At 73.5% G+C, this 25,958-nt stretch carries 21 protein-coding genes and 1 pseudogene; 9 read left to right on the top strand and 13 right to left on the bottom strand.

Annotated elements, in window-relative coordinates; translation table 11 throughout:
• The first annotated feature begins 80 nt into the window (after nt 1-80).
• Together O7619_RS16540 and O7619_RS16545 are read left to right on the top strand one after the other, a co-directional pair.
• Entirely contained in the window at nt 81-1,307 is a 1,227-nt protein-coding gene (locus O7619_RS16540; protein WP_282281809.1) for a cellulose binding domain-containing protein, read from the top strand.
• Nucleotides 1,308-1,329: 22 nt separating this feature from the next.
• A complete protein-coding gene (locus tag O7619_RS16545) occupies nt 1,330-4,155 on the top strand; it encodes a glycoside hydrolase N-terminal domain-containing protein (RefSeq protein ID WP_282281811.1) in 2,826 nt (941 codons plus the stop codon).
• 60 nt (nt 4,156-4,215) lie between these two features.
• Here O7619_RS16545 and O7619_RS16550 read toward each other — a convergent pair whose 3' ends face one another.
• Entirely contained in the window at nt 4,216-4,932 is a 717-nt protein-coding gene (locus O7619_RS16550; protein WP_282281812.1) for a hypothetical protein, read from the bottom strand.
• Nucleotides 4,933-5,006: 74 nt separating this feature from the next.
• Here O7619_RS16550 and O7619_RS16555 point away from each other — a divergent pair, with 74 nt between their 5' ends.
• Nucleotides 5,007-5,834: a PIG-L family deacetylase gene (locus O7619_RS16555; protein ID WP_282281813.1), complete on the top strand. Its 828-nt coding sequence runs from the start codon at nt 5,007-5,009 to the stop codon at nt 5,832-5,834.
• 12 nt (nt 5,835-5,846) lie between these two features.
• On the opposite strand, the gene O7619_RS16560 is transcribed toward O7619_RS16555, so the two are convergent.
• Together O7619_RS16560 and glnA are read right to left on the bottom strand one after the other, a co-directional pair.
• A complete protein-coding gene (locus O7619_RS16560; RefSeq protein WP_282281814.1) occupies nt 5,847-7,013 on the bottom strand; it encodes a glutamate--cysteine ligase in 1,167 nt (388 codons plus the stop codon).
• A gap of 103 nt (nt 7,014-7,116) precedes the next feature.
• Nucleotides 7,117-8,541, bottom strand: coding sequence for a type I glutamate--ammonia ligase (gene glnA, locus O7619_RS16565; RefSeq protein WP_282281815.1), 1,425 nt, complete (start codon nt 8,539-8,541; stop codon nt 7,117-7,119).
• Nucleotides 8,542-8,697: 156 nt separating this feature from the next.
• Here glnA and O7619_RS16570 point away from each other — a divergent pair, with 156 nt between their 5' ends.
• Both O7619_RS16570 and O7619_RS16575 read left to right on the top strand, forming a co-directional pair.
• Nucleotides 8,698-10,479, top strand: a complete 1,782-nt coding sequence (locus tag O7619_RS16570; RefSeq protein ID WP_282281816.1) for an N-acetylglutaminylglutamine amidotransferase — start codon at nt 8,698-8,700, stop codon at nt 10,477-10,479.
• A 17-nt stretch (nt 10,480-10,496) separates the two neighbouring features.
• Nucleotides 10,497-10,757, top strand: coding sequence for a hypothetical protein (locus tag O7619_RS16575; RefSeq protein WP_282281817.1), 261 nt, complete (start codon nt 10,497-10,499; stop codon nt 10,755-10,757).
• Between the two features lie 25 nt (nt 10,758-10,782).
• Here the strand turns inward: O7619_RS16575 and O7619_RS16580 are convergent, their stop codons facing one another.
• From O7619_RS16580 to O7619_RS16620, 9 genes are all read right to left on the bottom strand, one after another.
• Nucleotides 10,783-10,953: a hypothetical protein gene (locus O7619_RS16580; protein ID WP_281583425.1), complete on the bottom strand. Its 171-nt coding sequence runs from the start codon at nt 10,951-10,953 to the stop codon at nt 10,783-10,785.
• Between the two features lie 101 nt (nt 10,954-11,054).
• Nucleotides 11,055-11,756: an aspartate/glutamate racemase family protein gene (locus O7619_RS16585; protein ID WP_282281818.1), complete on the bottom strand. Its 702-nt coding sequence runs from the start codon at nt 11,754-11,756 to the stop codon at nt 11,055-11,057.
• Nucleotides 11,749-13,032: an FAD-dependent oxidoreductase gene (locus O7619_RS16590; protein ID WP_282281819.1), complete on the bottom strand. Its 1,284-nt coding sequence runs from the start codon at nt 13,030-13,032 to the stop codon at nt 11,749-11,751. The genes O7619_RS16585 and O7619_RS16590 overlap by 8 nt, the downstream gene beginning before the upstream one ends.
• Before the next feature lie 12 nt (nt 13,033-13,044).
• Nucleotides 13,045-13,923, bottom strand: a complete 879-nt coding sequence (locus O7619_RS16595; protein WP_282281820.1) for a family 3 encapsulin nanocompartment shell protein — start codon at nt 13,921-13,923, stop codon at nt 13,045-13,047.
• Between the two features lie 14 nt (nt 13,924-13,937).
• Nucleotides 13,938-14,777 carry a methyltransferase domain-containing protein gene (locus O7619_RS16600; RefSeq protein ID WP_282281821.1) on the bottom strand — a complete coding sequence of 280 codons (840 nt, stop codon included), beginning with the start codon at nt 14,775-14,777 and terminating at the stop codon, nt 13,938-13,940.
• Between the two features lie 27 nt (nt 14,778-14,804).
• Nucleotides 14,805-15,635 carry an SDR family oxidoreductase gene (locus O7619_RS16605; RefSeq protein ID WP_282281822.1) on the bottom strand — a complete coding sequence of 277 codons (831 nt, stop codon included), beginning with the start codon at nt 15,633-15,635 and terminating at the stop codon, nt 14,805-14,807.
• Between the two features lie 5 nt (nt 15,636-15,640).
• Complete coding sequence (locus tag O7619_RS16610) at nt 15,641-16,606, bottom strand: sulfotransferase (protein WP_282281823.1); 966 nt, start codon at nt 16,604-16,606, stop codon at nt 15,641-15,643.
• Complete coding sequence (locus tag O7619_RS16615) at nt 16,603-17,784, bottom strand: MFS transporter (protein WP_282281824.1); 1,182 nt, start codon at nt 17,782-17,784, stop codon at nt 16,603-16,605. The genes O7619_RS16610 and O7619_RS16615 overlap by 4 nt, the downstream gene beginning before the upstream one ends.
• Nucleotides 17,781-19,166 (bottom strand): aminotransferase class I/II-fold pyridoxal phosphate-dependent enzyme, encoded by a 1,386-nt coding sequence (locus tag O7619_RS16620; RefSeq protein WP_348774322.1) that lies wholly within the window; start codon nt 19,164-19,166, stop codon nt 17,781-17,783. Before O7619_RS16620 ends, O7619_RS16615 begins: the two co-directional genes overlap by 4 nt.
• A gap of 374 nt (nt 19,167-19,540) precedes the next feature.
• Here O7619_RS16620 and O7619_RS16625 point away from each other — a divergent pair, with 374 nt between their 5' ends.
• The 3 genes and pseudogenes from O7619_RS16625 to O7619_RS16635 all read left to right on the top strand — a co-directional run bounded on the left by O7619_RS16625 (nt 19,541) and on the right by O7619_RS16635 (nt 23,515).
• Nucleotides 19,541-20,635 (top strand): right-handed parallel beta-helix repeat-containing protein, encoded by a 1,095-nt coding sequence (locus tag O7619_RS16625; RefSeq protein WP_282281826.1) that lies wholly within the window; start codon nt 19,541-19,543, stop codon nt 20,633-20,635.
• 120 nt (nt 20,636-20,755) lie between these two features.
• A pseudogene (locus O7619_RS16630) lies at nt 20,756-21,463 on the top strand (BTAD domain-containing putative transcriptional regulator); the annotation flags it as partial.
• A 1,332-nt stretch (nt 21,464-22,795) separates the two neighbouring features.
• The gene (locus O7619_RS16635) at nt 22,796-23,515 is read left to right on the top strand and encodes a tetratricopeptide repeat protein (protein ID WP_282288851.1); all 720 of its coding nucleotides are present in this window, start codon (nt 22,796-22,798) and stop codon (nt 23,513-23,515) included.
• 37 nt (nt 23,516-23,552) lie between these two features.
• On the opposite strand, the gene O7619_RS16640 is transcribed toward O7619_RS16635, so the two are convergent.
• On the bottom strand, nt 23,553-24,782 hold the full coding sequence (locus O7619_RS16640; RefSeq protein WP_282281828.1) for a helix-turn-helix domain-containing protein: 1,230 nt from the start codon (nt 24,780-24,782) through the stop codon (nt 23,553-23,555).
• 84 nt (nt 24,783-24,866) lie between these two features.
• Between O7619_RS16640 and O7619_RS16645 the strand changes: the two genes are divergently transcribed.
• On the top strand, nt 24,867-25,958 hold the full coding sequence (locus tag O7619_RS16645) for a ferredoxin reductase (protein ID WP_282281829.1): 1,092 nt from the start codon (nt 24,867-24,869) through the stop codon (nt 25,956-25,958).

A 25,958-nucleotide genomic window follows, 5' to 3' on the forward strand; every position in this document is an offset into this window, starting at 1 on the left:
GGTTCCGCAACGTGCCCATCAGTCGAAGAGCACTAACCAGATTCGGGTCCGTCCCGGCCGCGATACTGCTGGCCCTGGGCATGGGCACGGCGATTGTCGGCGGCGGGCTCGGCGCCAGCGCCCGGGCCGCCGGCCTCGGAACGACCGCCGCGACGGCCGGCTGTGGCAAGGCCCCCACGATGGGCGACGGCACCTACACCATCACCAGCAGCGGCAAGAACCGTAGCTTCATCCTCAAGCTGCCCGACGGGTACGACCGGAACCGCCAGTACCGGCTGGTCTTCGGGTTCCACTGGTGGGGCGGCACCGCGGTGGACGTCGCGACCGGCCAGACCGTGCAGCGCGACGTGTGGTCCTACTACGGCCTGCTGCGACTGTCCGACAACAGCACGATCTTCGTGGCGCCGCAGGGCATCGACAACGGCTGGGCCAACCCCGGGGGTGAGGACGTCACCTTCGTCGACGACATGCTCCGCCGGATCGAGGGTGACCTGTGCGTCGACACGACGCAGCGGTTCTCCGTCGGCTTCAGCTACGGCGGCGGAATGAGCTACGCGCTCGCCTGTGCCCGGCCGAACGTGTTCCGCGCGGTCGCGGTGCAGTCCTCGCCCGGCACGCTCAGCGGATGCAGCGGCGGCACCCAGCCGATCGCGTACCTCGGGGTGCACGGCATCGGCGACACCATCACCAGCGGACGCGCGCTGCGGGACCGCTTCGTCACCAACAACGGCTGCACGGCGGCGAGTCCGCCGGAGCCGAGGTCCGGCAGCCTCACCCACACGGTCTACACCTACTCCGGCTGCCGGTCCGGCTACCCGGTGACGTGGGCGGCGTTCGACGGCGGCCACATCGCCGCCCCGCAGGACGGCGCCGGTGGCGACAGCGGCACCCGGACCTGGGTTCCGGCCGAGGTGTGGAAGTTCTTCACCCAGTTCGCCGGCACCACGCCGACGCCCACGCCCACGACCTCGCCCACCGCGTCGCCCACGACCTCGCCGACCACGCCCGTTCCCGGCGGCTGCGCCGCCACCTACCGGACCGCCAACCAGTGGCCGGGCGGTTTCCAGGGCGAGGTCACCGTGACCGCCGGCGCCGCCGCCATCAGCGGATGGCGGGTGAGCTGGACGCTCGCCAACGGGCAGAGCATCACCCAGCTCTGGGGCGGACGCAACGCGCCCTCCGGTAGCACCCAGAACGTCTCCAACGAGGCGTGGAACGGCAGCCTGGCGGCGGGCGCGTCCACCGTGTTCGGCTTCACCGCCAACGGCTCGGCCACGACGCCGTCCCTGACCTGCGCCCGCCTCTGATCCGCCCGGCTTGGAGAAAATCATGTCCGACATGACCCGTAGGAACATCCTCAAGGCCGGTGCGGCCGGGGCCGGCGCCGCCCTGGTGCCGGCCGCCTGGACCGCGACCGCCCGCGCCGGATCGGCCGCGCCACCGCAGGTGCTGGCCGCCAACGACCTGGCCCTGTGGTACGACGAGGGCGCCGGCACCGACTGGCTCCGGGCGCTGCCGATCGGCAACGGGCGGCTCGGCGCGATGGTGTTCGGCAACGTCGACACCGAACGGCTCCAACTCAACGAGGACACCGTCTGGGCCGGCGGCCCGTACGACTCGGCCAACACCCGGGGTGCGGCCAACCTCGCCGAGATCCGGCGGCGGGTCTTCGCCGACCAGTGGACCTCGGCGCAGGACCTGATCAACCAGACCATGATGGGCAACCCGGGTGGCCAGCTCGCCTACCAGACGGTGGGCAACCTCCGGCTCGCCTTCGGCTCCGCCAGCGGGGCGGGCCAGTACAACCGGACCCTCGACCTGACCACCGCAACGGTCACCACCACCTACGTGCTCAACGGGGTACGCCACCAGCGGGAGGTGTTCGCCAGCGCCCCCGACCAGGTGATCGTGGTCCGGCTGACCGCCGACCGGGCCAACTCGATCACGTTCTCCGCCACCTTCGACAGCCCGCAACGCACCACCGTGTCGAGCCCGGACTCCGCCACCATCGGGCTCGACGGCATCTCCGGCAGCCAGGAGGGCGTCAACGGCTCGGTGCGGTTCCTGGCCCTGGCCAACGCCGCCGCGACCGGCGGCACGGTCAGCAGCTCCGGCGGCACCCTGCGGGTGTCCGGCGCCACCAGCGTGACCATCCTGATCTCGATCGGCTCCAGCTACGTCAACTACCGCACGGTCAACGGCGACTACCAGGGCATCGCCCGCAACCGGCTCAACGCCGCCAAGAGCGTCGCCGTCGACCAGTTGCGCAGCCGCCACGTCGCCGACTACCAGGCGCTGTTCAACCGGGTGAGCCTCGACCTGGGCCGGACGGCGGCGGCCGACCAGCCCACCGACGTGCGGATCGCGCAGCACGCGAGCAGCAACGATCCGCAGTTCGCCGCGCTGCTGTTCCAGTTCGGGCGCTACCTGTTGATCTCCTCCTCGCGGCCGGGCACCCAGCCGGCGAACCTCCAGGGCATCTGGAACGACTCGCTGACCCCGTCCTGGGACTCGAAGTACACGATCAACGCCAACCTGCCGATGAACTACTGGCCGGCCGACACGACGAACCTCTCCGAGTGCTTCCTGCCGGTCTTCGACCTGGTCAAGGATCTGACGGTGACCGGCGCGCGGGTGGCCCAGGCCCAGTACGGCGCCGGTGGCTGGGTCACCCACCACAACACCGACGCCTGGCGGGGCGCCTCGGTGGTCGACGGGGCGCTGTGGGGCATGTGGCAGACCGGCGGCGCCTGGCTGAGCACGCTCATCTGGGACCACTACCAGTTCACCGGCGACCTCGGTTTCCTCCAGACCAACTACCCCGCCCTGAAGGGCGCCGCCCAGTTCTTCCTCGACACCCTGGTCGTCCACCCGACGCTCAACTACCTGGTGACGAACCCGTCGAACTCGCCGGAGCTGCCGCACCACTCCAACGCCAGCGTCTGCGCGGGGCCCACCATGGACAACCAGATCCTGCGCGACCTGTTCGACGCCGCCGCCCGGGCCAGCGAGGTACTCGGCGTCGACACCACCTTCCGCTCCCAGGTGCGCACCGCCCGGGACCGGCTGCCCCCGAGCAAGGTCGGCTCCCGCGGCAACGTGCAGGAGTGGCTCGCCGACTGGGTGGAGACCGAACGGACCCACCGGCACGTCTCCCACCTGTACGGGCTGCACCCCAGCAACCAGATCACCAAGCGGGGCACGCCGGCGCTCTACGAGGCCGCCCGCAGGACCCTGGAGCTGCGCGGCGACGACGGCACCGGCTGGTCCCTCGCGTGGAAAATCAACTTCTGGGCCCGGCTGGAGGACGGCGCCCGCGCCCACAAGCTCTTCCGCGACCTGGTGCGCACCGACCGGCTCGCGCCGAACATGTTCGACCTGCACCCGCCGTTCCAGATCGACGGCAACTTCGGCGCCACCTCCGGGATCGCCGAGATGCTGCTGCACAGCCACACCGGTGAGCTGCACGTGCTGCCGGCGCTGCCGAGCGCGTGGCCCACCGGGCAGGTCGCGGGCCTGCGGGGGCGCGGCGGATACACCGTCGGCGTGTCCTGGAGCGACGGTCAGGTCGACGAGATCGGCGTCCGCGCCGACCGCGACGGCACGCTCCGGATGCGGTCCCGGCTGTTCACCGGCGGTTTCACCCTCGCCGACGCCGCCGACGGCAGCACGCCGGCCACCACCCGGCCGGAGACGGACGTGGTCCAGTTCAGCGTCCGCGCCGGCCACACCTACCGGGCGGCCCGCCCCGGCGTGACGCCGTCGCCGACCCTGACCGCCTCGCCCACCCCCACCCCGACGCCGACAAGCGCGTCACCCACCCCGACGCCGACCACCAGTTCGCCCGCGCCGTCCGGCGCACGGGCGACGTACGCGGTGACGGGCTCGTGGTCGGGTGGCTTCCAGGGCGAGGTCACGGTGACCGCCGGCGCGACCGCGATCCGCGGCTGGACGGTGTCCTGGACGTTCCCCAACGGCCAGGTCATCAACCAGATGTGGAGCGGCATCCACACCCAGAACGGCGCGAACGTGACCGTGCGCAACGCCGACTACAACGGCGCGCTGGCGGCCGGCGCGTCCACCACCTTCGGCTTCATCGGCTCGGTGAACGGCGCCAACAACCCGCCGACGAACCTCACCTGCACCACCACCTAAGCAGGGTGGGACGCGCCCCGGCCTGGTGGGGTGCGTCCCACCCGATCCCTTCCACCCCGGTCAGGCCAGGAGGGTCTCGCGCAGCCGCGCGCCCAGGTTGAGCCGGCCGACCACCCGGGGGCCGGCCGGGTCGTACACGTCGATGCGGTGGTTGCGGCGCATCAACTCCCGCACCGCCGGCGGCAGCCGGGGCGGGTCGTCCATGGCCGCGAGCACCTGCGCGGCGGTCACGGTCAGCCGCTCCACCAGGGCGGCGCCGTCGGTGTCCACCCGCACCCGGCCGAACTCCCAGCCGGCGGTGGTCAGGTCGAGCACCTCGAACAGGCGCGCCACGAACGGCTGCGGGTCGGTCACCCGGCCGAGGCGTTTCGCCCGGTCACCGATCACCGCGACGGCGGCGGTCACCTGCGCGTACGGGTGCAGCCCGCTGGGCAGCGCGCCGAGCGGCCAGCGCAGCGCCGGACCCGCCTCCTTCCACAGGGGACGGTAGTTGCGGCGGTGCACCAGCAGCCGCCGGCCGGTCCGCCGGAACACCTCCTGGGCCTGGGACTGGAGGTCGGCGTGGGCCTCGTCGGCGGCCTCGCAGACGATCCCGGCGGCCACCACCAGACCGTCGTCGTCGGACAGCAGCCGGCTGATCGCGTCGACCTGCTCGGGGAACCGGATCCGGGCGTGCGCGCCGTAGGAGCGCCGGACGTCCCGCAGCAGCGCCTGCTGGCGTCCGGGGTCCAGGTCGACCGCACCCTCGCCACCCAGCAACCGCCGGAGCCAACCCATCGTGCCTCGCTTCCGTCGGGCGTCTGCGGACCGGGCAATGCTAGTGCGTCGGTGGGTGCTCGTATGGTGACGGGGTGGCTGAGCGATCCCTGACCCTGATGGCGGTGCACGCGCACCCCGACGACGAAGCGACGAGCACCGGCGGCGTCCTCGCCCGCTATGCGGCGGAGGGCGTCACGACGGTGCTCGTGACGTGCACCGACGGCCGGTGCGGCGACGGTCCCGGCGGCGTCAAGCCGGGCGACGACGGGCACGACCCGCAGTCCGTGGTGCAGATGCGCCGGGCGGAGCTGGCGGCCAGTTGCGAGGCGTTGAAGGTGACCCATCTGGAGACCCTCGACTACGCCGACTCCGGGATGATGGGCTGGGCGACGAACGACGCGCCCGGCGCGTTCTGGAACACGCCGGTGGCGGAGGCGGCCGACCGGCTGGCCGAGCTGATCCGGCACTACCGCCCCGACGTGGTCGTCACCTACGACGAGAACGGCTTCTACGGTCACCCGGACCACATCCAGGCGCACCGGATCACGATGGCGGCGGTCGAGCGCACCGGCATCCCGGCGAAGGTCTACTGGACCACGGTGCCGCGCAGCGCGTTCCAGGAGTTCGGCAAGGTCATGCAGGAGATCGGGGTGGAGTTCCCCGAGCCGGACGCGACCGACGAGATGCCGGCGCTGGGCCTGCCCGACGACGAGATCACCACCTGGGTGGACACCCGTGGCCACGGTGGGCAGAAGTTCGCCTCGCTCGCGGCGCACGCCAGCCAGGCGGAGAACATCTTCTTCCTGCGGCTGGGGCAGGAGCGGTTCACCGAGCTGATGGGGATGGAGACGTTCGTCCGGGTCCGCGACAGCACGGGCGCGCCGACGCCGGAGGACGACCTGTTCGCCGGGCTGCGCTGAGGCCATGGCCGGTCAGGCCGCGGTGGTCCGGTCGGCCAGGTGCGCCAGCACGGCGCGCACGTCCCCGCCGGTGTCGGCCATGATCCGCCGTTGCCGGGTGGCCCCGGTGCCGTCGCGGCGCAGCCGGTCCGCCTCGCGCCGGACCAGGTCCAGGTCCCCGTGCCGCCGCAGCGCGGGCGCGAGGCTGACCAGCAGGTCGTCGATGAGGTCCCAGGCCGGCCGGGGCCGCCCGCTGCGCAGGTCGACCAGGTCGCCGTCGACGCCGTCGTGGGCGGCCCGCCAGTGCGCGGCGGCGACCAGGCAGTCGCGGATCCGGGGGGCGGGACGGCCGGCGCGGACCTCGTCGATCATGGTGGCGACCAGGGCCCGGACCAGCCCGGCGACGAGCACGGTGTCGTCCACCGTGGGGCAGACGTCGCCGACCCGCACCTCCACGGTCGGGTAGGACGCCGACGGCCGGGCATACCAGTAGACCATCGCGGCGTCGAGCATGATCCCGGTGGCGATCAGGTCCCGCACGGTGGCGTCGTAGTCGGCGGCGGAGTCGAAGTGCGGGGTGGGGCCGATGCTCGGCCAGCGTTCCAACTGCATCGCGCGCCAGCTCGCGTGCCCGGTGTCGCGCCCGTCGTGCAGCGGCGAGTTGGTGGTGAGCGCCTGCACCACCGGCAGCCACGGGCGCAGGTGGTTGCAGACCTGCACGGCGAGTTCCCGGTCGGGCACCCCGACGTGGACGTGGCAGCCGCAGACCGCCGGGTCGTGCGCCACCGGGCCGAACCGGCGGGACATGTCGTGGTAGCGCGGCTCGTCGGGCACGGTGCGGTGCGCCTCGCGGACCGGGGTGGCCCCGACCGCCACCAGGCGCGCCCCGACGGCCTCGGCCGCGCGGGCGGCGGCGCGGCGCAGCGCGACGAGGTGTTGCCGCAGCCCCGCGAGGTCGGGGCTGACCGGCGTCACCATCTCCACCATGCTGTGCCGGAACTCCTGCCGGCTCTGTTCGCGGGCGGCCCCGGAGAGCGCGGCACGGACCCGGTCGGCGACCGGCATGCTCTCGCCGGTCGCCGGGTCCAGGAGCAGGAACTCCTCCTCCACCCCGACGGTGAGGCCGGCGGTGGCCGCCGGGTCACCCGCGGGTCGCGGCCGCACCGACGTCCGGGGTCCGTCGTGGCGAGGCTGCGTCATGTCTCGACGGTACGAGGCCGGCAGCCCCCCGGATGCCGTTTCCACCGACCACCGCCCCCGCGCGCGGCGGGCACGCGGGGGCGGTGGGTCAGCGGGTACGACGTCAGCAGTCGTAGTACATGGCGAACTCGTGCGGGGTCGGGCGCAGGCGCACCGGGTCCACCTCGTTCGCGGTCTTCCAGTCGATCCACGTGGAGATCAGGTCGTCGGTGAACACCCCGCCGTCGAGCAGGTAGTCGTTGTCCCGGGCGAGCGCCTCCAGCGCCTGCGGGAGCGAGCCGGGGACCTGCTTGACGTCGCCCCACTCCTCCGGGGGCAGGTCGTAGAGGTCCTTGTCGATCGGGGCCGGCGGCTCGATCTTGCTCTTGATGCCGTCGAGGCCGGCCATCATCATCGCGGAGAAGGCGAGGTAGACGTTGGCCGAGGGGTCGGGGACGCGGAACTCGACGCGCTTGGCCTTGGGGTTGCTGCCGGTGACCGGGATGCGGGTGCAGGCGGAGCGGTTGCGCTGGGAGTAGACGAGGTTGACCGGTGCCTCGAAGCCGGGCACGAGTCGCCGGTAGGAGTTGACCGTGGGGTTGGTGAAGGCGAGCAGCGACGGGGCGTGGTGCAGGAGGCCGCCGATGTACCAGCGGGCGGTGTCGGACAGGCCGGCGTAGCCGGTCTCGTCGTAGAACAGGGGTTCGCCGCCCCGCCAGAGGCTCTGGTGGGTGTGCATGCCGGAGCCGTTGTCACCGAACAGCGGCTTGGGCATGAACGTGGCGGTCTTGCCGTTCGCCCACGCCTCGTTCTTGATCAGATATTTGAAGAGTTGGAGCTGGTCGGCCGAGTGCAGCAGCGTGGAGAACCTGTAGTTGATCTCGGACTGCCCCCCGGTGCCCACCTCGTGGTGTGACCGCTCGACCGTGAAACCGGTGTCCACCAGGCGGCGGACCATGCTGTCGCGCAGGTCCGCGTAGTGGTCGACCGGCGGCACCGGGAAGTAGCCGCCCTTGTAGGCGGTCTTGTAGCCGCGGTTGCCGCCGTCTTCCTCGCGGCCGGTGTTCCAGGCGCCCTCGATCGAGTCGATGTAGTAGAACGACTGGTTGGCGGAGGTTTCGTGGCGGATGGAGTCGAAGATGTAGAACTCCGCCTCGGCGCCGAAGTAGGCGGTGTCGGCGATGCCGCTGGCGGCGAGGTACGCCTCGGCCTTCTTGGCCACGTTGCGGGGGTCGCGGGAGTAGGCCTCGCGGGTGAATGGATCGTGGATGAAGAAGTTCAGCGCGAGGGTCTTCTGCGCGCGGAACGGGTCGATGAAGGCGGTGGCGACGTCCGGGAGCAGGAGCATGTCCGACTCGTGGATCGCCTGGAAGCCGCGGATCGACGAGCCGTCGAACGCGAGGCCGTCGGTGAAGACGCTGTCGTCGAAGGACTCGACCGGCAGGTTGAAGTGCTGCATCACGCCGGGCAGGTCACAGAAGCGTACGTCGACGAACTTCACGTCCTCGTTCTTGAGGTATCGCAGGAGTTCCTCGGGATTGGCGAACACACGTCCTCCTGGCAGGCGTTGTAGATCATGGCCACGTCCCGTGGCCGGACCGCCCGGGGACATGGCCCGTACCGCCACCGTACGACGGCGCATCCGTTCCGGCTCGCCAACCGCCCATCCAGGGTTTCCTCCGTCACATGCCGGGTAGTCGCCGACATGTGCGGGATCAGCGGTGAGGCCCGCTTCGACGGGGCCACCCCCGACAGCGGCGCGGTGACCCGGATGACCACGGCCATGCGCTCGCGCGGCCCGGACGGCGAGGGTCTGTGGACCGACGGCTGGGTGACGCTCGGGCACCGCCGGCTGACCGTCATCGACCTGTCCGAGACCGGCGCCCAACCCATGGTCCGCGACGACCTCGGCCTCGCCCTGGTCTTCAACGGTTGCGTCTACAACTATCCGGAGCTGCGCGACGAGCTGCGGGCGGCCGGGCACGCCTTCCGGTCGACGAGCGACACCGAGGTCGTCCTGGTCGCGTACGCCCAGTGGGGTGAACGATTCGTCGACCACCTGGTCGGCATGTTCGCCGTCGCGCTCGTCGACCGGCGGCGACGCCGGCTCGTGCTGGCCCGCGACCGACTGGGCGTCAAGCCGCTCTACCTCGCCGAGGCACCCGGCCGGCTGCGGTTCGCCTCCACCCTCCCGGCGCTGCTGGCCGCCGGTGACGTGGACACCGGCATCGACCCGGTCGCGCTGCACCACTACCTGTCCTGGCACTCGATCGTGCCGGCCCCGCGCACCATCCTGCGCGGCGTACGCAAGCTTCCCCCGGCCACCGTCCGGGTGGTGGAGGCCGACGGCCACACCCGCGAGCACGTCTACTGGCGGCCCGACTACCGGCGCGACCCGGCCCACGACGGCATGGACGCCCGCGACTGGCGGGCCGCGGTCGGGGGCGCGCTGCGCACCGCGGTACGGCGGCGGCTGGTCGCCGACGTGCCGGTCGGCGTGCTGCTCTCCGGCGGCCTCGACTCCAGCATGATCGTGGCGTTGCTCGACGACGCCGGGCAGCGCCACCTCAAGACCTTCAGCATCGGTTTCGACAGCCGCGGCGACGAGGCCGGCGACGAGTTCCACTACTCCGACCTGGTCGCCCGCGCCTTCGACACCGACCACCACCGCATCCGCCTCGCCGACGGCGACCTCGGCCCCGCCGTCCGGGCCACCGTGACGGCGATGACCGAACCGATGGGCAGCCACGACGTGGTGGCGTTCCACCTGCTCTCCGAGCAGGTGGCCCGGCACGTGAAGGTGGCCCAGTCCGGCCAGGGCGCCGACGAGGTGTTCGCCGGCTACGGCTACCACCACCGCCTCGCCGAGGCGGCCCGGCCGGACGCCGCCGCCGAGTTCACCGCCGCGTTCTTCGACCGCGACCACGCCGGGCTGAGCCGGGTGGTCGACCCGGCGTACGCCTGCGACCGGGACGTCAGCGGCGAGCTGGTCGCCGCGGAGCTGGCCGCGACCGGGGCGCAGACCGCGGTGGACGCGGTGCTGCGCCTGGACACCCACCTGATGCTCCCCGACGACCCGGTCAAGCGGGTCGACAGCATGAGCATGGCCTGGGGGCTGGAGGTGCGGACGCCCTTCCTCGACCAGGATCTGGTGACGCTCGCCGCCGCCTGCCCGCCGGAACACAAGCTGGCCCAGGGCGGCAAGGGGGTGCTCAAGGAGGTGGCCCGCGAGGTGCTGCCGGCCGAGGTCATCGACCGGCCCAAGGGCTACTTCCCGGTGCCGGCGCTGCGCAACGTCGACGGTCCCGTGCGAGAGTTGGTGGTCGAGGCCCTCGGCGCGCCCGAGGCACGCCGGCGCGGCCTGTTCCGCCGGGCGTACGTCGACGAGCTGCTCGCCGAGCCGGACCGGGCGCGGGCCGCCGCGGGCAGCAACAAACTGTGGCAGTTGGGCCTGCTGGAGCTGTGGTTGCAGACCCACGGCGTCTGATCGGTGGGAGGAGCGCGGTGAGGTTCGTCATCGAGAGCGAGACCGACGGCCGGGTCGGGTTCACCGTGCTGGGCGGCGACGGCCAGGTGCTCGCCACCGGCCGGCCCTGCCCGGACAAGGGGTCGGCGCTGGCCGCCATCGGGGAGTTGATGCACGGGCTCGGCGACGCCTGCATCGAGGATCGCACCGAGGCCACGACCCCGCCGCCGGCCCCGCCCGGCGAGATCGGCGGCGGCGACATGTCGGCCATCGGCCGCTCCGGCATCCCCCCGGTCTGAGCGCGGCCCGCCCCGTTACCCCGGCTCACTGCTCGTCGTCGACGACCTCGGTCCGGTCGTCGACGGTGGCGGTGACGTCGAGGTGCTCGTCCGGCTGCGGCGCCTCCGCCAGCGTGTGGTGCGGGTCGCCGTCGGGGGAGAACAGCACCCGGTCGGTCTTGCCGGTCTTCTCCTGTTCCTCTTCCGGCTCCGTCACGGCGTCCCCCTCCGGTCCCGGCCGCCTCCCTGCCCGGCTGCCCTCCTGCCCACGGTATGTGCCACCCGGAGGCGCGGTGGACGTTTCCGTCTTCCGGACGGTCACCGGCCCCCGGCGTAGGGGCGGCGGGTGAGCGTCGCGTGGGCCATCGTGGTCAGCGTGACGATGTCGAACACCGGCACGCCGAGCCGCGCCTGGATCCGGTGGGCGAACGGCACCAGGTCGGTGCACTCGATCACCAGCGCGCCCAGGTCGGGGTGGGCGCGGGCGAGCGCGTCCACCCGGCCGTCCACCTCGGCGGCCAGCCGGTCGACGTCGAGCGCGTCGCGCCGTCCCTGGAGCATCACCTCGCGGAACTCGGGCTGCCCGGCCATGCCGGTGACCGCCACCGGCACGTCCGCCGCGCCGACCGCGGCCAGGTGCCGTGCGGTGAGCGCCGCCTCGTCGGCGACCAGCAGCCCGACGGTGCGCCCGACCATCAGGTGCACCATCGGCACCTGCACCAGGCTGGACGACCACAGCGGCACGTCCACCGCGGCGGCGAGTTCGGCCTGGAACAGCACGAGGAAGCCGCACGCGCCGGTGATGCCGGCCACCCCGGCGGCCTGAAGGTCGCGGGCCGCGGTGACGAACGGCTCCAGCAGCGTCGGGTCGGCCTCGCGCACCAGTCGCTGCGGCGTGGCCCCCTCGACCACCCGGTAGCGCACCGGGAAGTCGAACGTGGTGGGGTTGCGGATGTGCCCGGGGATCTTGTCGAAGCTGGTGTCGAGGCAGAGCACCCCGATCTCCGGCCGGTCACTCACGAGATCCCCTCCGGAAGCGGTCCAGGGCGAACGTCGCCAGGGGCAGGGCCGGCTCGGCGCCGGTCACGAGCTGGGCGAGCAGTTCCCCGCCGGCCGGGGCCAGGCCCATCCCGATGTGCCCGTGCCCGGTGGCCACGCTGACGTTGCCCCAACCACCGGCCCGGCCGATCAGCGGCAGGCTGTCCGGGGTGCACGGGCGCAGCCCGCTCCACACGTCGAGCCGCCGGTCGGTCTCCAGCGCCGGCAGGTAGCGCCGGGCGGTGTGCAGGATCCCGTCCACCCGGCGCGGCGACACCGAGGCGTCCAGCCCGGACAGCTCCAGCGTGCCGCCGACGCGGACCCGGTCACCGAGCGGCATCACCGCGACCTTGCCCTCGCTGAGCAGCACCGGCCGGGTGGGCGCGCCCGGCCCGGCCGGCACGGTGACCGCGTAGCCCTTCGCCGGTTGCAGGGTCAACCCGACGCCGAGCATCCGGGCGCACGCCACCGACCACACCCCGGCGGCGATCACCACCTCGGTCGGGCGCAGGTCGCCCCGGCCGGTCCGCACCGTCCGCACCCGCCGGCCGGTCACCTCGAAGCCGCGTACCTCGGCGTCGGTGAGGATCTCCACGCCGCGCGCCCGCAGCGCCTCGGCGAGGCCGACGAGGAACGCGGGGATGCGCAGCGCGGCGCCCTCCTCGTTGAGCAGCGCACCGGCCACGGCGAAGTCGACGCCCGGTTCCAGCTCGGCCAGCTCCGCGGCGTCCAGCTCGCGCAGCGGCACCCCGCGCGCGGTCGCCGCCGGGATGCTCCGGCGCGCCTGGGCGTACCCCTGCTCGGTGTGGCAGGCCAGGATCATGCCGCGGGCGGTGAGCGTGCCGGTCAGCTCGTCCTCGGCGCAGATCTGGCGCAGCAGCGCCAGGCTGCGTTGCTTGAGGGCGAGCAGCGTCTCGAAGCCGGCGCGGGCGTGCCGCTCGGTGCAGTGCCGGCGGAAGTGCCACAGCCAGGCCAGCAGCGCGCCGTCCAGCCGGGGCCTGACCGAGAACGGACTCTCCGGGCTGAACAGCCAGCGGACCCCCTTCGCCGGCACCCCCGGTTCGGCCAGCGGCGCCGAGCCCTGGGTGCCGACGAAGCCGGTGTTCCCCGCCGAGCAGGCCGCCGGGTCGCCGACCTCGCCCCGGTCCACCACCGTGACGGTGAGGCCGGCGCGGCGCAGGAACCAGGCGCAGCACAGCCCGACCACGCCGGCGCCGATGACCAGCACGTCGGGGTCGCTGCGGGCCGGTGTCGTCATCGTCGCCGCCGGTCAGAGCGTGACGACGAAGAAGCAGGTGGGCAGGTTGACCACGACCCGCTCCCAGATCTCGGCGCGCAACGCCACCCCCGGTTCGGCGAACGTGCCCGGCGGTGGCTCGGCGAACCCGATCGTGGAGCGGCCGGCGTCGAACAGCAGCGCGCCGTGGCCGAAGTCGCCGACGATCGCGGTGCCCGGGTCGACCAGGCGGGTACGCACGATGAAGACGCCGTTCTCCTCCACGTCGCGCATCAGCGTGCCGTTGCCGAGCAGCCGGTAGTAGTCGGCCGGGTTGATGATCAAGCCGTCCGCGGTGCTGCCCATCTGCTCCACCTCGTTGCAGGCGGACAGGATGGTCGAGCCGAACGGCCCCGGGTCGGTGAGCCGGCCCAGGTCCGGCATGGCCAGCAGCCCGCCCTCGCCGCGCAGGATGGTGTGGTTCTCGGCGGTGGCCAGCCGCACCACCAGCCGGTAGTCGATGAACTGGGCGAAGCTGACCGGGTCCTCCCACAGCGTGTCCGGCACCTGCACCCACGCGGTGGTGGTGAGCAGCGGCGGGATGGGGGAGCGGTGGAAGTGGTTGGCGGCCTCGCGGCGCAGGTCCGCGCCGTCGACCGCCGGGTCGTCCGGCCGGGGTGGGCTCTCGTGCCAGTAGAAGTCCTGCGGGTCCCGGGACAGGTCCACCACCTTCAGCACGTTCCGGGACGGGTAGCGCGGCTTGCGCCGGGAACTGGTCAACGAATCGGTGATCGTCACGTCGTAGTCGACGCTGGTGTCGAACCCGTCCTTGGCGAACGCCTCGACGAACAGTCCGCCGGGCGACATCTGGGTCTTCCGCGCGGCGACCACCTCGGCGATGGTCGACGTCACGGTTTCGGTCAGTTTCGGCATCTGCTGTCCCTTCCTCAGGCCGGCTTGCGGGCGACGAACATGCCCCAGCCGAACTCGCCCCGGTCGATGGCCGCCTGGATCTCGTCGCAGGAGTCGGCGAAGCCGAGGATCCAGGCCCGCGCCGCCTCGTCCGCCGTCGTCTCCGCACGCTCCCGGGCGGTGCGGCCCAGCACCCGGTACGTCTGCCTGATGTGCGCGTCGAGGCTGCGGGCGACCACGTCCACGAACCCGGCCTCCGCCAGCGCCCGGCGGTAGCCGTCGAGCGAGTAGCCGCCGTTCCAGCGCACCCGGTCGTAGACGTGCCGCCGGGCCGCCTCGCCGATCCACTCGGTCGGCTGGAGGAAGTCGGAGACCGCCAACACCCCGCCGGGGGCGAGCACCCGGAACATCTCGGCGTGGCTGCGCGGCTTCTCCGGCACCAGGAACAGGGCGTCCTGGCTGACCACGTGCGTGAACGTGCCGTCGGCGTACGGCAGGGCGGTGGCCGAGCCGTGCCGGAACGACACGTCGAGCCCGGCGCCGCGCTCGGCGCGCCGCCGCTCGGCGAACCGGACCCGCTCGATGCTCAGGTCCACCCCCTCGCCCCGGCACCCGGTGCGCCCGGCCAGCCGCAGCAGGAAGTTGCCGCAGCCGCAGCCGACGTCGAGCACGTGCGACGACGGGCCGATGCCGGCGTCCTCGGCGAGGATGTCCGAGGTGCGGTCGGCCGCCGCGTGGTAGTCGGCGTCGTCGTCGGCGGCGAAGTAGCCGGTGTGCAGCACGCCCTCGCTGTCCCAGAAGCTGAGGTACGTCTGCGTGGTCTGGTCGAAGAACTCGGAGACGTCGCGCTCGGTGAACTGGCTGGTCGTGGACATCGGACTCCCCTGTGCGGTCGGGCGGACTCAGGCGTAGGTGTCCTTGCGGATCCCGGTCAGGTGCGGCAGGTCGGGGCCGGTGGCGGCGGCGCCGCCGTCGATCAGGTGCACGCTGGCGGTCACGTACGACGCCCGCTCGCCCGCCAGGAACACGGCCACCGCGGCCACCTCCTCGGGGCGGGCCAGCCGACCGAGCGCGCTGTGGTGGCCCATCGCGGCCAGCCGGGCGTCCACGTCGCCGTCGTCGCCGGCCATCCGGGCCGCCACGCGTTCCATCGGCGGGGTACGCACCCCGCCGGGCGCGAGCACGTTCACGGTGATGCCGTCGCGGCCCACGTCGACGGCGAGTCCCTGGGCGAAGCGGACAAGCGCGGCCCGGGTCACCCCGGACAGCGCCAGCGGGCCGATCGGCACGCAGGCGGTCTCGGAGGCGACGAGCAGCACTCGGCCCCGCCCGGCGGCGCGCATGTGCGGCAGCACGGCCAGCGACAGCGCGACGGCGGGCAGCAGCACCTGGTCGACGGCCGCCCGGTAGTCGTCGGTGCCGAAACCGGTGGCGGTGCCGAACGGCGGGCTGCCGCCGCTGACCACCAGCACGTCCGCCCCGCCGAGGTCGGCGGCGACCCGGTCGACCCAGCGGGCGGCGGCGTCGGTGTCGGTGATGTCCACGCCGGTGGCGCTGACCCGCCCGGTGGCCGCCGCGCGCAGCTCCCGCTCGGCCGCGGCGAGGCGCTGCGGGTCGCGCCCGCAGACCGCCACGTGCGCGCCCTCGGCGGCGAACTCCTTCGCGCAGGCCAGCCCGATGCCGCTGGTGCCGCCGGCGACAAGCGCCACTCGACCCGTGAGCCCCAGATCCACGTCCGTCACCTCTCCGTCTCACCGGCGCGGACCGCCGCGCCGGGGTGCGTGCCGGCCGGCGCGCCGGACCGGTAGCCGTAGCGGGCGGACAACGGCCACGCCAGCGCCGCCACGGCGAGACGCTGCCGGCCGGTGAGCGTCCGCCGCCACCCGTCGTCGGTGTCCCGGACGACCGTCGGGCCGGTGCGGAACCGGTCCGGGTTGCCGGTCACCGTGTGGTTGCCGCGCAGCGCGACGGTCCGGTCCCGGACCGGGTTGGCCGCCGGGTCGACGCCGACCAACGTCAACAGGGCGGCGATCGTGCCGGCCGGGTCGGCGGTGAAGTCCTCGTAGCGCAGGAACATCGACCGCCCCGGGTGCCGGCGGTTGATCGCCGCCGAGGCCCGGTTGAACCCGTGCCAGTACGCGGTGCTGCGCGCCGCCGACATGGCGTAGACGTAGTCCTTCGGCTCCCGCCAGGAGTGCGCCACCGCGCGCGGGTCACGGACCAGGTGCAACCAGTACGGCTCGACGCCGGGCACGTGCGGCAGCAACGCCGACTCGCCGGGAATCTTGGTGCTGTCCACGATCACCCGGGCGCCGGTGCGCGCGGCCACCTGCCGGTAGACCGCGCCGAGCAGCTCGGCGTGCGCCCGGGTGTCCGCGTGGTCCGCGCCCCGGCGCAGCACCCGCCAGGTGTGCCGGGTCCGCAGCCGGCCGCGCTGACGCCGGATCACCTCGGCGGCGTGCGCGTCCGCGGACATGCCGGCCGGGCGGCCGACCGGCAGCACCGTCGACCACAGCGGGCAGGCGGTCAGCGGCAGCCCGCAGCCGCACCTGTCGTTGACCCCGCGACCGGTCGAGTTCTTCCACAGGAAGTGCAGCTCGCCGACGTGCACCACGCCGGGTGCCTCGCCGAGGACGTTGCCGATGATGGTGCTGCCGTTGCGGCACCACCCGGTGACGCTGAGCACGGTCACGGGTGCGCTCATGAGGTCCGTACCTCCATCGGCACGCGGTCCGCGGCGGGGCGGCCGATGCGCAGCGCCATCGCGGCGGCGACCGCCGCGCCGGCCGCGCCGGCCACGAAGACCGCCGGGTAGCCGAACCCGGCGGCGACCAGACCGGTCGCCGGCCCCCACACCGCCAGCCCGAGATCCCAGAACGAGGTGTACGCCCCGATCGCCGCGCCCTGCCGCGCCGGGTCGGTGCGGTTCATCACCATCAACGCCAGCGACGGGTGCAGCAGGGAGAACCCGACGCCCATCACCACGCTGCCGGCCACCGCGACCGGCAGGTTCGGGGCGACCGCGATGACCAGCAGCCCGACCGCCTCGCCCACCCCGCACCAGGTGGCCACCCGGCGGGGGCCGAGCCGGTCGGGCAGGTGCCCGATGACGAGCCGGGTGCCGGCGTAGACCGCGCTGAAGCAGCTCAGCACCACCACCCCGTGGCCGATGCCGCGCGCGTCCAGGTGCAGCACCACGAACGCGGCCAGCCCGGCGTACCCGGCGGCGCCGAACGTCAGCGCCACGCCGGGCAGCAGCGCGGGGCGCAGCAGCAGTCCGCCGCCCCTGGCCGCCGGGGCGGCGCGCGGTGGCGTCGGCGCCACCGCGACAAGCGCGGCGCCGAGGGCCGGGGCGGCGGCGCTGAGCGCCCACACCGCCGGGTATCCGGCCTGCTGCACGGTCGCGCCGAGGAACGTGCCGGCGGAGATGCCGCCCCACATGCTCACCCCGTACAGGCCGATGAGCTGGCCGCGCCGGTGGTGCGGGGCGAGTTGGACGATCCACACCGCGCCGGCGGTGAACAGCGCCGCCTCGCCCGCCCCGAGCAGCAGCCGCACCGCCACCAGCGCCGGCACGCTCAGCGGGGCCAGGTACAGCAGGCCACCGGCGGCCACCACGAGCGCGCCGGTCAGCATCACGGTGCGGTGGCCGTACCGGTCGGCGAGCGCGCCGGCGACCGGCCGGACCAGCAGCGCGGTCACCGCGGTCACGGTGACCACGACGCCGACGGTGAGGTCACCGGCGCCGTGCCGCTCCCGCAGGAAGCCGGGCAGCACCGGGATGACCGCGGTCAGCCCGAGGTAACCGGCGAACAGCCCGCCGAGCAGCCCGACCAGCGCGAGCCGGGGCAGGCGCTTCGGCTCGGCGTCCGCGCCGCTCACGGCCGCGCCAGCGCGGGGTCGCGGGCGGCGGCCACCTTGCGGACCGCGCGGACCAGGTCGTCGCAGTCGTCCGGGGTGAGGTTCGACGACAGCGGCACGTCGACGGTCTCGGTGAGCAGCCGCGCGGTGCGCGGCAGGGTCGCGCGGATCTGCCCCGGGTCCGCCGTGTCGTAGAGGAAGCGCCAGTTCCAGAACGCGCGGACGTTGAGGTCGTCGTCCGCACCGATGTTGCGGGCGTCGATCCCCTCGGCCCGCAGCGCCCGCGTGAACCAGCCCGCGTCGCCGCCGGGCACGCGGAACACGAACGCCTCCCCGAGGTACGCCCCGGGCGCGACCGGGCGTCGCACGGCGATGCCGGGCAGGTCGGCCAGGGCCCCGGAGACGTGGGAGTAGTTGCGGTGGAACAGCCCCAGCCGCTGCGGCAGCCGGGTCAGCTCGGCCCGCAGCAGCGCTGCCCGGATCTCGTCCATCCGCAGGCTGAGCAGCGGCAGGTCCAGGCCGCTGACGGAGGGCTCGCCGTGGGTGAAGTGCCGGCGCAGCCGTCCCTCGTACGCCCCGGAGAGCGCGACCGCCCGGGCGAACAGGGTGCTGTCGTCGGTCAGCAGGAAGCCGCCCTCGCCGCAGTTGAGCGCCTTGTCGGACTGGGTGCTGAACGCGCCGGCCGCGCCGAACGTGCCGAGCTTGCGGCCGTTGAGTTCGGCGCCGAGCGCCGGCACGGTGTCCTCGATCAGCGGCACGCCCATCTCGGCGGCGAACGCGGCGAGCGCCTCGACGTCGGCGGCGAACCCCCGCATGTGCACCACCGCGATGGCGCGGATGTCCGGCCGCCACCGTCGGCGCAGGTCGTCGAGGTCCATCCGCAGGTCGTCGTCGACCTCGACCAGGAATGGCCGGCAGCCGGCCATCATAATGGCGCTCGGAGTGGCGACGAAAGTGAATCCGGGGCAGGCGACCAATGATCCCGCCGGCACGGCGGCGCCCATCAGGGCGAGAGCCAGCGCGGCCGTGCCGCTGGAAACGGCGAGAGCGTGCCGGGTGCCGAAATAGCGGCACAGTTCGTCCTCGAAGCGACCGCATTCGGTTTCGTTCTGCGGCCGGTGGTCGTATCGGAAGTAGAGATGACTGCGGATGGCCCGAATTGCGGCGTCCTCGTCCTCGGGATGTACGAATACCGCGCCTTTGTCGTAGGTGGGCCACGGCGTGCGCCGGACCGGCCGACCGCCGTGCAGTGCGAGCTGTTCTTGCAGCTCAGCGCCGTATGAGACCGGCCTTGACCGGCTCGGCGCGAGAGCGTCGTCGTTCCCCTTCACCGGCGGACTCCTCGGGCGAGCGGCGGCATGTCCTATTCGATCGATGGGTTTTTGCCGGTGCGCGCCGGGCACGCTCGCCCGGCGGAATCTCGCATTCCGGCGCGATCCCGTCGTCAAGTGGGAGAAGCCACCGGATCCGGCATTGGCGTGAGGTGGATCCAGTGACCATCATGATTGCCTTTCGATCTCCGGCCGTCAACATGCGATCGTGAATTCGCGCAGGCGTCGCTCACAGTGACAGTGGACAATAGGGAATTCCCCTCGTGGCGGGCGTCGGGCCCACCGCGGTCCACCCGCGAGGATGAACCGCCCGTGGTGGTCCGGCCGGACCCGGCCGTGCCGCGCACCTCGCCAACGCGGCCGGTGGAGTGGGACCTTCCACGCCGTTTCCACACCCCGCCGCCAATCTGTCGAGGTCGGCATCAGTCGGACGGAAGGAATGACTCATGCGGAGAATCCGTGCCTGGTCGATGGCGTTGGCGGTCGCGACCGCCGCCGTTCTGCCCGGAGGTGCGGCCCAGGCCGCGCCGCAGGGCCCGGTGACCGTCTACGTGGACCCGACCGTGCCGGCCGCCCTCGGCGGTCAGCAGCGGGACGGAAGCACCCCCGAACGGGCGGTGGGTTCGGTGGCCGCGGCCGAGTCGGTCCTGCGGGCCCGAGGCGCGCGCGACGCCCGGGTCCTGCTGCGGGGCGGCGTGCACCATCTCACCTCCACGATCCGGTGGAGCTACGCCCCGCGCGGCGGCGCAGTGACGTTCTCGACCATCCCGGGCACCGGTGCGGTGGTGCTCGACGGATCGCGCATGCGGTCGGTGGCGGTGCCGACGTCGGCCACGGGGGACGACGTCGGCACCGCCGCAGCCGGTTACGGCATGACGCTCACGTCCGCCGACAGCGGCGTGGTGGTGGAGGGCTACACCTTCCAGTACTTCCGCAACGGCGGCATCCGGGTCGCCGGGAAGCCGGGGGATCGGGCCGGCGACATCGTCATCCGGGGAAACACGTTCCAATACCTGGGGGACCACTACAACGCCACCGGGACGGGCACGGGTTACGGCGGTGTCCACGTGACGAACTCGACCGGCACCCGGATCGAGGGAAACCGCTTCTACTATCTCGCCAACGACGACAGCCCGGCCGCCATCCACGGCGTCTACCTCGCCAACTACAGCAATTCGAGCACCATCGCCGGCAACCGGTTCGGCTACGTCACCGGCGATCCGATCCGGACCCGTCACAACAGCAAGTACAACGTCGCCGACGGGAACATGTTCTGGCGGGCCGGCGCGTACGCCATCATGAGCGACTGGCGCTTCGGCAGCGAGGACTGCGGCGTGGGCAACGTGTTCAAGAACAACAAGGTCGGTGACACGTCCTACAACGGGGACGCGTGGAACGAGGATCCGCAGGGGGGCATCGACCCCGTCCGGGTCCGGTTGTGGGGCCACGACGACGCGAAGAACGCGAACCTCGGTGGCTGCGCGAGCGATCCGGTCACGTTCGGCGGCGGCAACGTCTACGTGAGCACCCGCCCCTGGTGAGATCTCCGCCCCCGCCGCGACCATTCGCCGCCGTCTATAATTTGGTGGGTCGGCGATCGTCGGGCGGGGGCGGAGCGTGATCTCGGATTGCTGCGGATCGACGTGCTCGGGCCGATCCGGGTGGAGCACGACGGCCGGCCGGTCCGGCTGGGTCCGCGACTCGTGGAACTGCTGGCGGTGCTGCTCGTGGAGGCCGGGTCCGCGGTGCCGGCGGACCGGATCGTCGAGTTGCTCTGGGGTGACCCGGCGCCGGAGGCGGCCCGCGCCACCCTCCGCAGTCACGTCTCGCACCTGCGGCGGGCGCTCGCCCGGGCGACCGGCCCGCGACAGCCGCCGATCCTGGTCACCACCGGCCTCGGCGTCGGGTCGGCGTACCGGCTCGACCTGCCGCCGGACGCGGTCGACGCCGACCGGTTCGAACGCCGCTGCGCCGAGGCGCGGCGGCTGCTGGCCGCCGACGAGTCCGACCTGATCGAACGGGCCACCGCCCTGTTGACGGAGGCGTTGGCGCTGTGGCGCGGCCCGGCGTTCGCCGAGGTGGCCGACCGTCCCTTCGTCCTGGCGCACGTCGCCCGGCTCGACTCGGCCTGACGCACGGCGCGACGCGGGCAGGCCGAGGCCCTGTCGGCGCTCGGTCGGTGGACCGAGGCGATCGACGGATTGTCCGGCCTCGTCGTCGACGACCCCTACGACGAGGCGGCACGCCGCCTGCTCGCCCGGGCGCTCTACGCCGACGGTCGGGTCGACGAGGCCGCCGAGGTGTGCCGGGTGGGGCTGCGCCTGCTGCGGGAACGGGGCCTCGCGGCACCGGAGCTGGCGGAGCTGCATCGGGAGATCCTGCACCGCCGGCTGCACGTCGGGCCGGCGGTCGCCCACCAGCCCAAGCTGGCCCGTCCCTCGTTGCTGCCGCCCGACCCGCCGCACTTCGTCGGCCGCGCCGACGATCTGGCCAACGCCCGTCGCCTGCTCGACGGGTCCCGCCGGCAACCGGTGACGGTGCTGGTCTCGGGCCCGGCCGGGGTGGGGAAGACCTTCTTCGCGCTGCGCCTGGCGCACCTCGTCGCCGCCGACTTTCCGGACGGCCAGCTCTACGTCGACCTGCGCGGCTTCGACCCCACCGGGCTGGCGATGGATCCGGGCGAGGCGGCGCGGGTCTTTCTGGACGCGCTCGCCGTGCCACCGGCGCGGATCCCGGCGACCGTCGAGGCGCAGACCGCGCTCTACCGGTCCCTGCTGGCCGACCGGCGGGTCCTGGTGGTGCTCGACAACATCGACGACGCCGCACGGGCCCGTCCGCTGGTGCCGGGAGCGCCGGGCTGCGCCGTGATCGCGGTCAGCCGCAGCCAACTGCCCGGCCTGGTCGCCGTGGACGGAGCCCGTCCGGTCCGACTCGAACTGCTCGACCGCGGGCAGGCCCGGCGGTTCCTGGCGCGCCGGTTGGGCGCCGAGCGCATGGCCGGTCAGGACGCGGCGGTGGACGAGATCATCGACTCGTGTGCCCGGCTCCCGCTGGCGTTGGCGGTCGCGGCGGCCCGGGCCGCCATCCATCCGGACTTTCCGCTCGGATCACTCGCCGCCGAGCTGCGCGCGGACCGGGGCGGACCGGATCTCGACGCCTTCGCCCACGGTGACACGGACACGGACGTGCGAAGCGTGTTGTCCTGGTCGCGTCGGGGCCTCACCGAGTCGGCGGACCGACTGTTCCGGCTGCTGGGCCTGCCGGCCGGTCCGGACCTGCGTGCCGAGGCCCTGGCCAGTCTCGCCGGCCGGGGCGTCGACGAGGTGCGGTCGCCGCTGCGCGAGCTGGCCACCGCGCACCTCGTCACCGAACACCAGCCCGGCCGGTACGCCTGCCACGACCTGCTCCGGGCGTACGCCAACGAACTGGGGCCGCCGGAGGGCAGTGCCGGGCGGCGGGCCGCATGGGGTCGCCTCCTCGACCACTACCTGCACACCGCCCTCGGCGCCGACCGGCTGCTCTGGCCGAACCGCGACCCGCTGCCGGCGCCGCCGCCGGCGCCCGGGGTGACGGTGCTCGGCTTCGCCGACCGGCAGGCGGCGCTTGCCTGGTTCACCGCCGAGCACGCCGGGCTGCTGGCGGCGCTGGAGCAGGCCGTCGCCGACGGGCTCGACGAGCAGGCCTGGCGACTGGCCTGGGCGATGGCCAACTTCCTGCCCCGGCGGGGCCACCGGCACGACTGGGAACGGGTCGGCCGCGTGGGGGTGACCGTCGCGCGGCGGCTGGGCGACCCGGCCACCACGGCCGAGGCGCACCGGCTGCACGGCAGCGCGTGCGTCGAGCTACGCCGGTTCGACGACGCGCGGGAGGACTACCGGCAGGCGCTTGCGCTCTACGACGGCCTCGGTGACCGGGTGGGCCAGGCGTTCATCTACCGCTGCCTGGGCTGGCTGGCCGAGGTGCAGGGGGAGTTGGCCGAGGCGCTCCGGCACGACGAGCAGGCCCTCGCACTGTTCCGTCAGGCCGGCCACGACCGGGGTGAGAGCTACGCGCTCAACTCGGTCGCCTGGTGCCTCGCCCAGCTCGGCGACCACGAGCAGGCGATCGCCCACGGCCGGCAGGCCCTGGACCGCCTGCAACAGGCCGGCGACCGGATGGGCGAGGCCAGCGTGTGGGACACCCTGGGGCACGCCTACCGCCACGTCGACGGGCACCACGCGGTGACCTGCTACCGGCACGCCGTCGCCCTCTACCGCGACCTGGGCGACCGGATGAACGAGGGAGTCTCCCTGCGTCGGCTCGGGGCTGCCCTGGAGGCCACCCGACAGTCCGGGGCCGCGCGGCAGGCCTGGCGGGAGGCGCTGGACATCCTGCGCGCCGACGACCACCCGGACGCGGAGCGGGTCGCCGCGCTGCTGTAGGGGGCGTTAAGCGGGGGCCCCGCCTCTACTCGAGGCGTTAAGCGGGGGCCCCGCCTTGCTCCGGTGGGACGGCGAGGGCGATGGTGAGGTCGAGCACCGTGGCGGGGTCGAGCAGGCGGTCGCCGAACAGCTCGCGGAGCTTGCCCATCCGGTAGCGGACGGTCTGCGGGTGCACGAACAGGTCCGCCGCCACGTCGTCGCGACGGCCCTGGTGCAGCAGCCACGACCGCAGCGTCTCGGCCAGCCGGTGCGCGGTGGCCGGGGGCAGCGCGGCAAGCGGCGCGAGGGCCTGGGTACGCAGATCGGCCAGCGCCTCCGGGTCCATGCTGAGCAGCAGCGTGGACAGGTGACGCTCGGTGTCGACCGGCCCGGCGTCCGGCGCGTCGAGGCCGAGCGCGAGGGCGCGGGTGGCCCGCTGGTAGGACGCGGCGACCCGGTGCCAGGGGCGGGCCGGGCCGAGCACCGCCCGGTGCCCGTGCAGCAGCCGGACGAGCTGGCGACGCCGCCCGCCGTGCACGTCCGGCACCAGCAGCACCGCCAGGTCCTCGGCCGGGCTCATCCCGGGCAGGTCCTCGCCGCTCTCCAGCGTCTGCGGGCTGAGCAGGGCGAGCACGGCGCGCAGGTGCCGGCGGGGCAGCAGGACGACGGTGAGCGTCTGCGGCGGCGGCCAGTCGGCCCGGTCGGCGCTGCGCCGCAGCGACTCCTCCGGCTCGCCGGCGAGCAGTTGCTGGGTGAGCCGCTCCAGGTCCCGGCGGCGCACCCGGCCGGCGCTGGCCAGCTCGTCGGCGTGTCCGGCGACGCTCGCCGCGGACAACTCGTCGATGTACGCGAACATCAGCTCGGCGAACTCGGCCACCGTCTCGGCGGCCAGCCCGCTGCGTACCGTCGTGGTGGAGACCTCCCGCCAGGCCACCCGGGCGCCCACCCGGTACGCGGCCAGCAGCGCGTCCATGCTTCGTCCCGATCGGGCCTCGCCGCTGCCGAGCGCGTACGCTGCCTCCAGCGCCGGCGCCAGGGGAGTGCTCGGGTCGTATGCCTGGGTGCCCTCGAGGAGCTGGAGGAAGGTGTCGAGCGCGATGCGTACCGCGTTCTGGATCTTCTCCCGCATGGCGCCGGTGAGCGCGCCCGAATAGTCGGACACCTCGGCGGTGATCGCGCTCACCGTGCGCTCGGCGACCGTCGGGAGCCGATCGCGCAGCACGGCCGCCACGCCGGCGTCGAGATCGAGATGGGCGGCGCGCTGCCCGCTCCCGGCCTCCTGCGACATGTTTGTACCCTCCGAACAAAAAACCGTGACCTTTTCACCTTCGCTGGTCAAGATGTTATGCGATTCCGCAGTCACGCTGGTCATATGACCACAACTGCGCCCCGCCGCTCCCAGAAGGTCTCCTTCCGGCACAGGTTGCTGCGGCTGGCCGGCACGGTCACCACCCCGCTGTTGCCCGACGACTACCTCGACCTGATCGCCCCGCTGCGCGCGGGCGCGCCGCTGCGCGGCCGGATCGTCGCCGTCCGCCCGGAGACCCGGGACGCGGCCACCGTGGTGATCCAGCCGGGGCGCGGCTGGCAGGGTCACCTGCCGGGGCAGTACGTGCGCCTCGGCGTGGACGTCGACGGGGTGCGCCAGTGGCGCGCGTACTCGGTCACCTCCATGCCCGGCGCGGCGGACGGCCGGATCACCGTGACCGTGAAGGCGATCCCCGACGGCAAGGTCAGCAACCACCTGGTCCGCCGGATCCGACCCGGCACGATCGTCCAGCTCGACCAGGCGCAGGGCGACTTCGTGCTGCCCACGGCAACCCCGGAGCGGGTCCTGTTCCTCACCGCCGGCAGCGGCATCACCCCGGTCATGGGGATGCTGCGGGCCGGGCTCACCGCGCGGGCCGACGTGGTGCTGGTGCACTCGGCGCCGACCCGCGACGACGTCATCTTCGGCGCGGAGCTGCGCGCGCTTGCCGAGCGCGGCGCGCTACGCCTGGTCGAGCGGCACACCGAGACCGCCGGCCTGCTCGACGTGGCCGAGCTGGACGACCTCGTGCCCGACCACGCCCGGCGGCACACGTGGGCCTGCGGGCCGGTGGGCCTGCTGGACGCGGCCGAGGCACACTGGGCGGCCCGGGACGCCACCGATCTGCTGCACACCGAGCGGTTCCGTCCCACGGTGATCACGCCGGGCGACGGCGGCACGGTGACCTTCACCGGGGCGGGGGTGACCGTCGCGGCCGACGGCGCCACCACCCTGCTCGACGCGGGGGAGAACGCGGGGGTGCTCATGCCCTCGGGCTGCCGGATGGGGATCTGTTTCGGCTGTGTCGTGCCGCTGCGCCAGGGCGCGGTGCGCGACCTGCGCAACGGCGACGTCACCACGGCCGTGCCGGGCGACGGCGTACGGATCCAGACCTGCGTGTCGGCCGCCGCCGGTACCTGCGACATCGATCTCTGA

Source organism: Micromonospora sp. WMMD998, assembly GCF_029581235.1.
In the GTDB taxonomy this organism is placed as follows: domain Bacteria; phylum Actinomycetota; class Actinomycetes; order Mycobacteriales; family Micromonosporaceae; genus Micromonospora.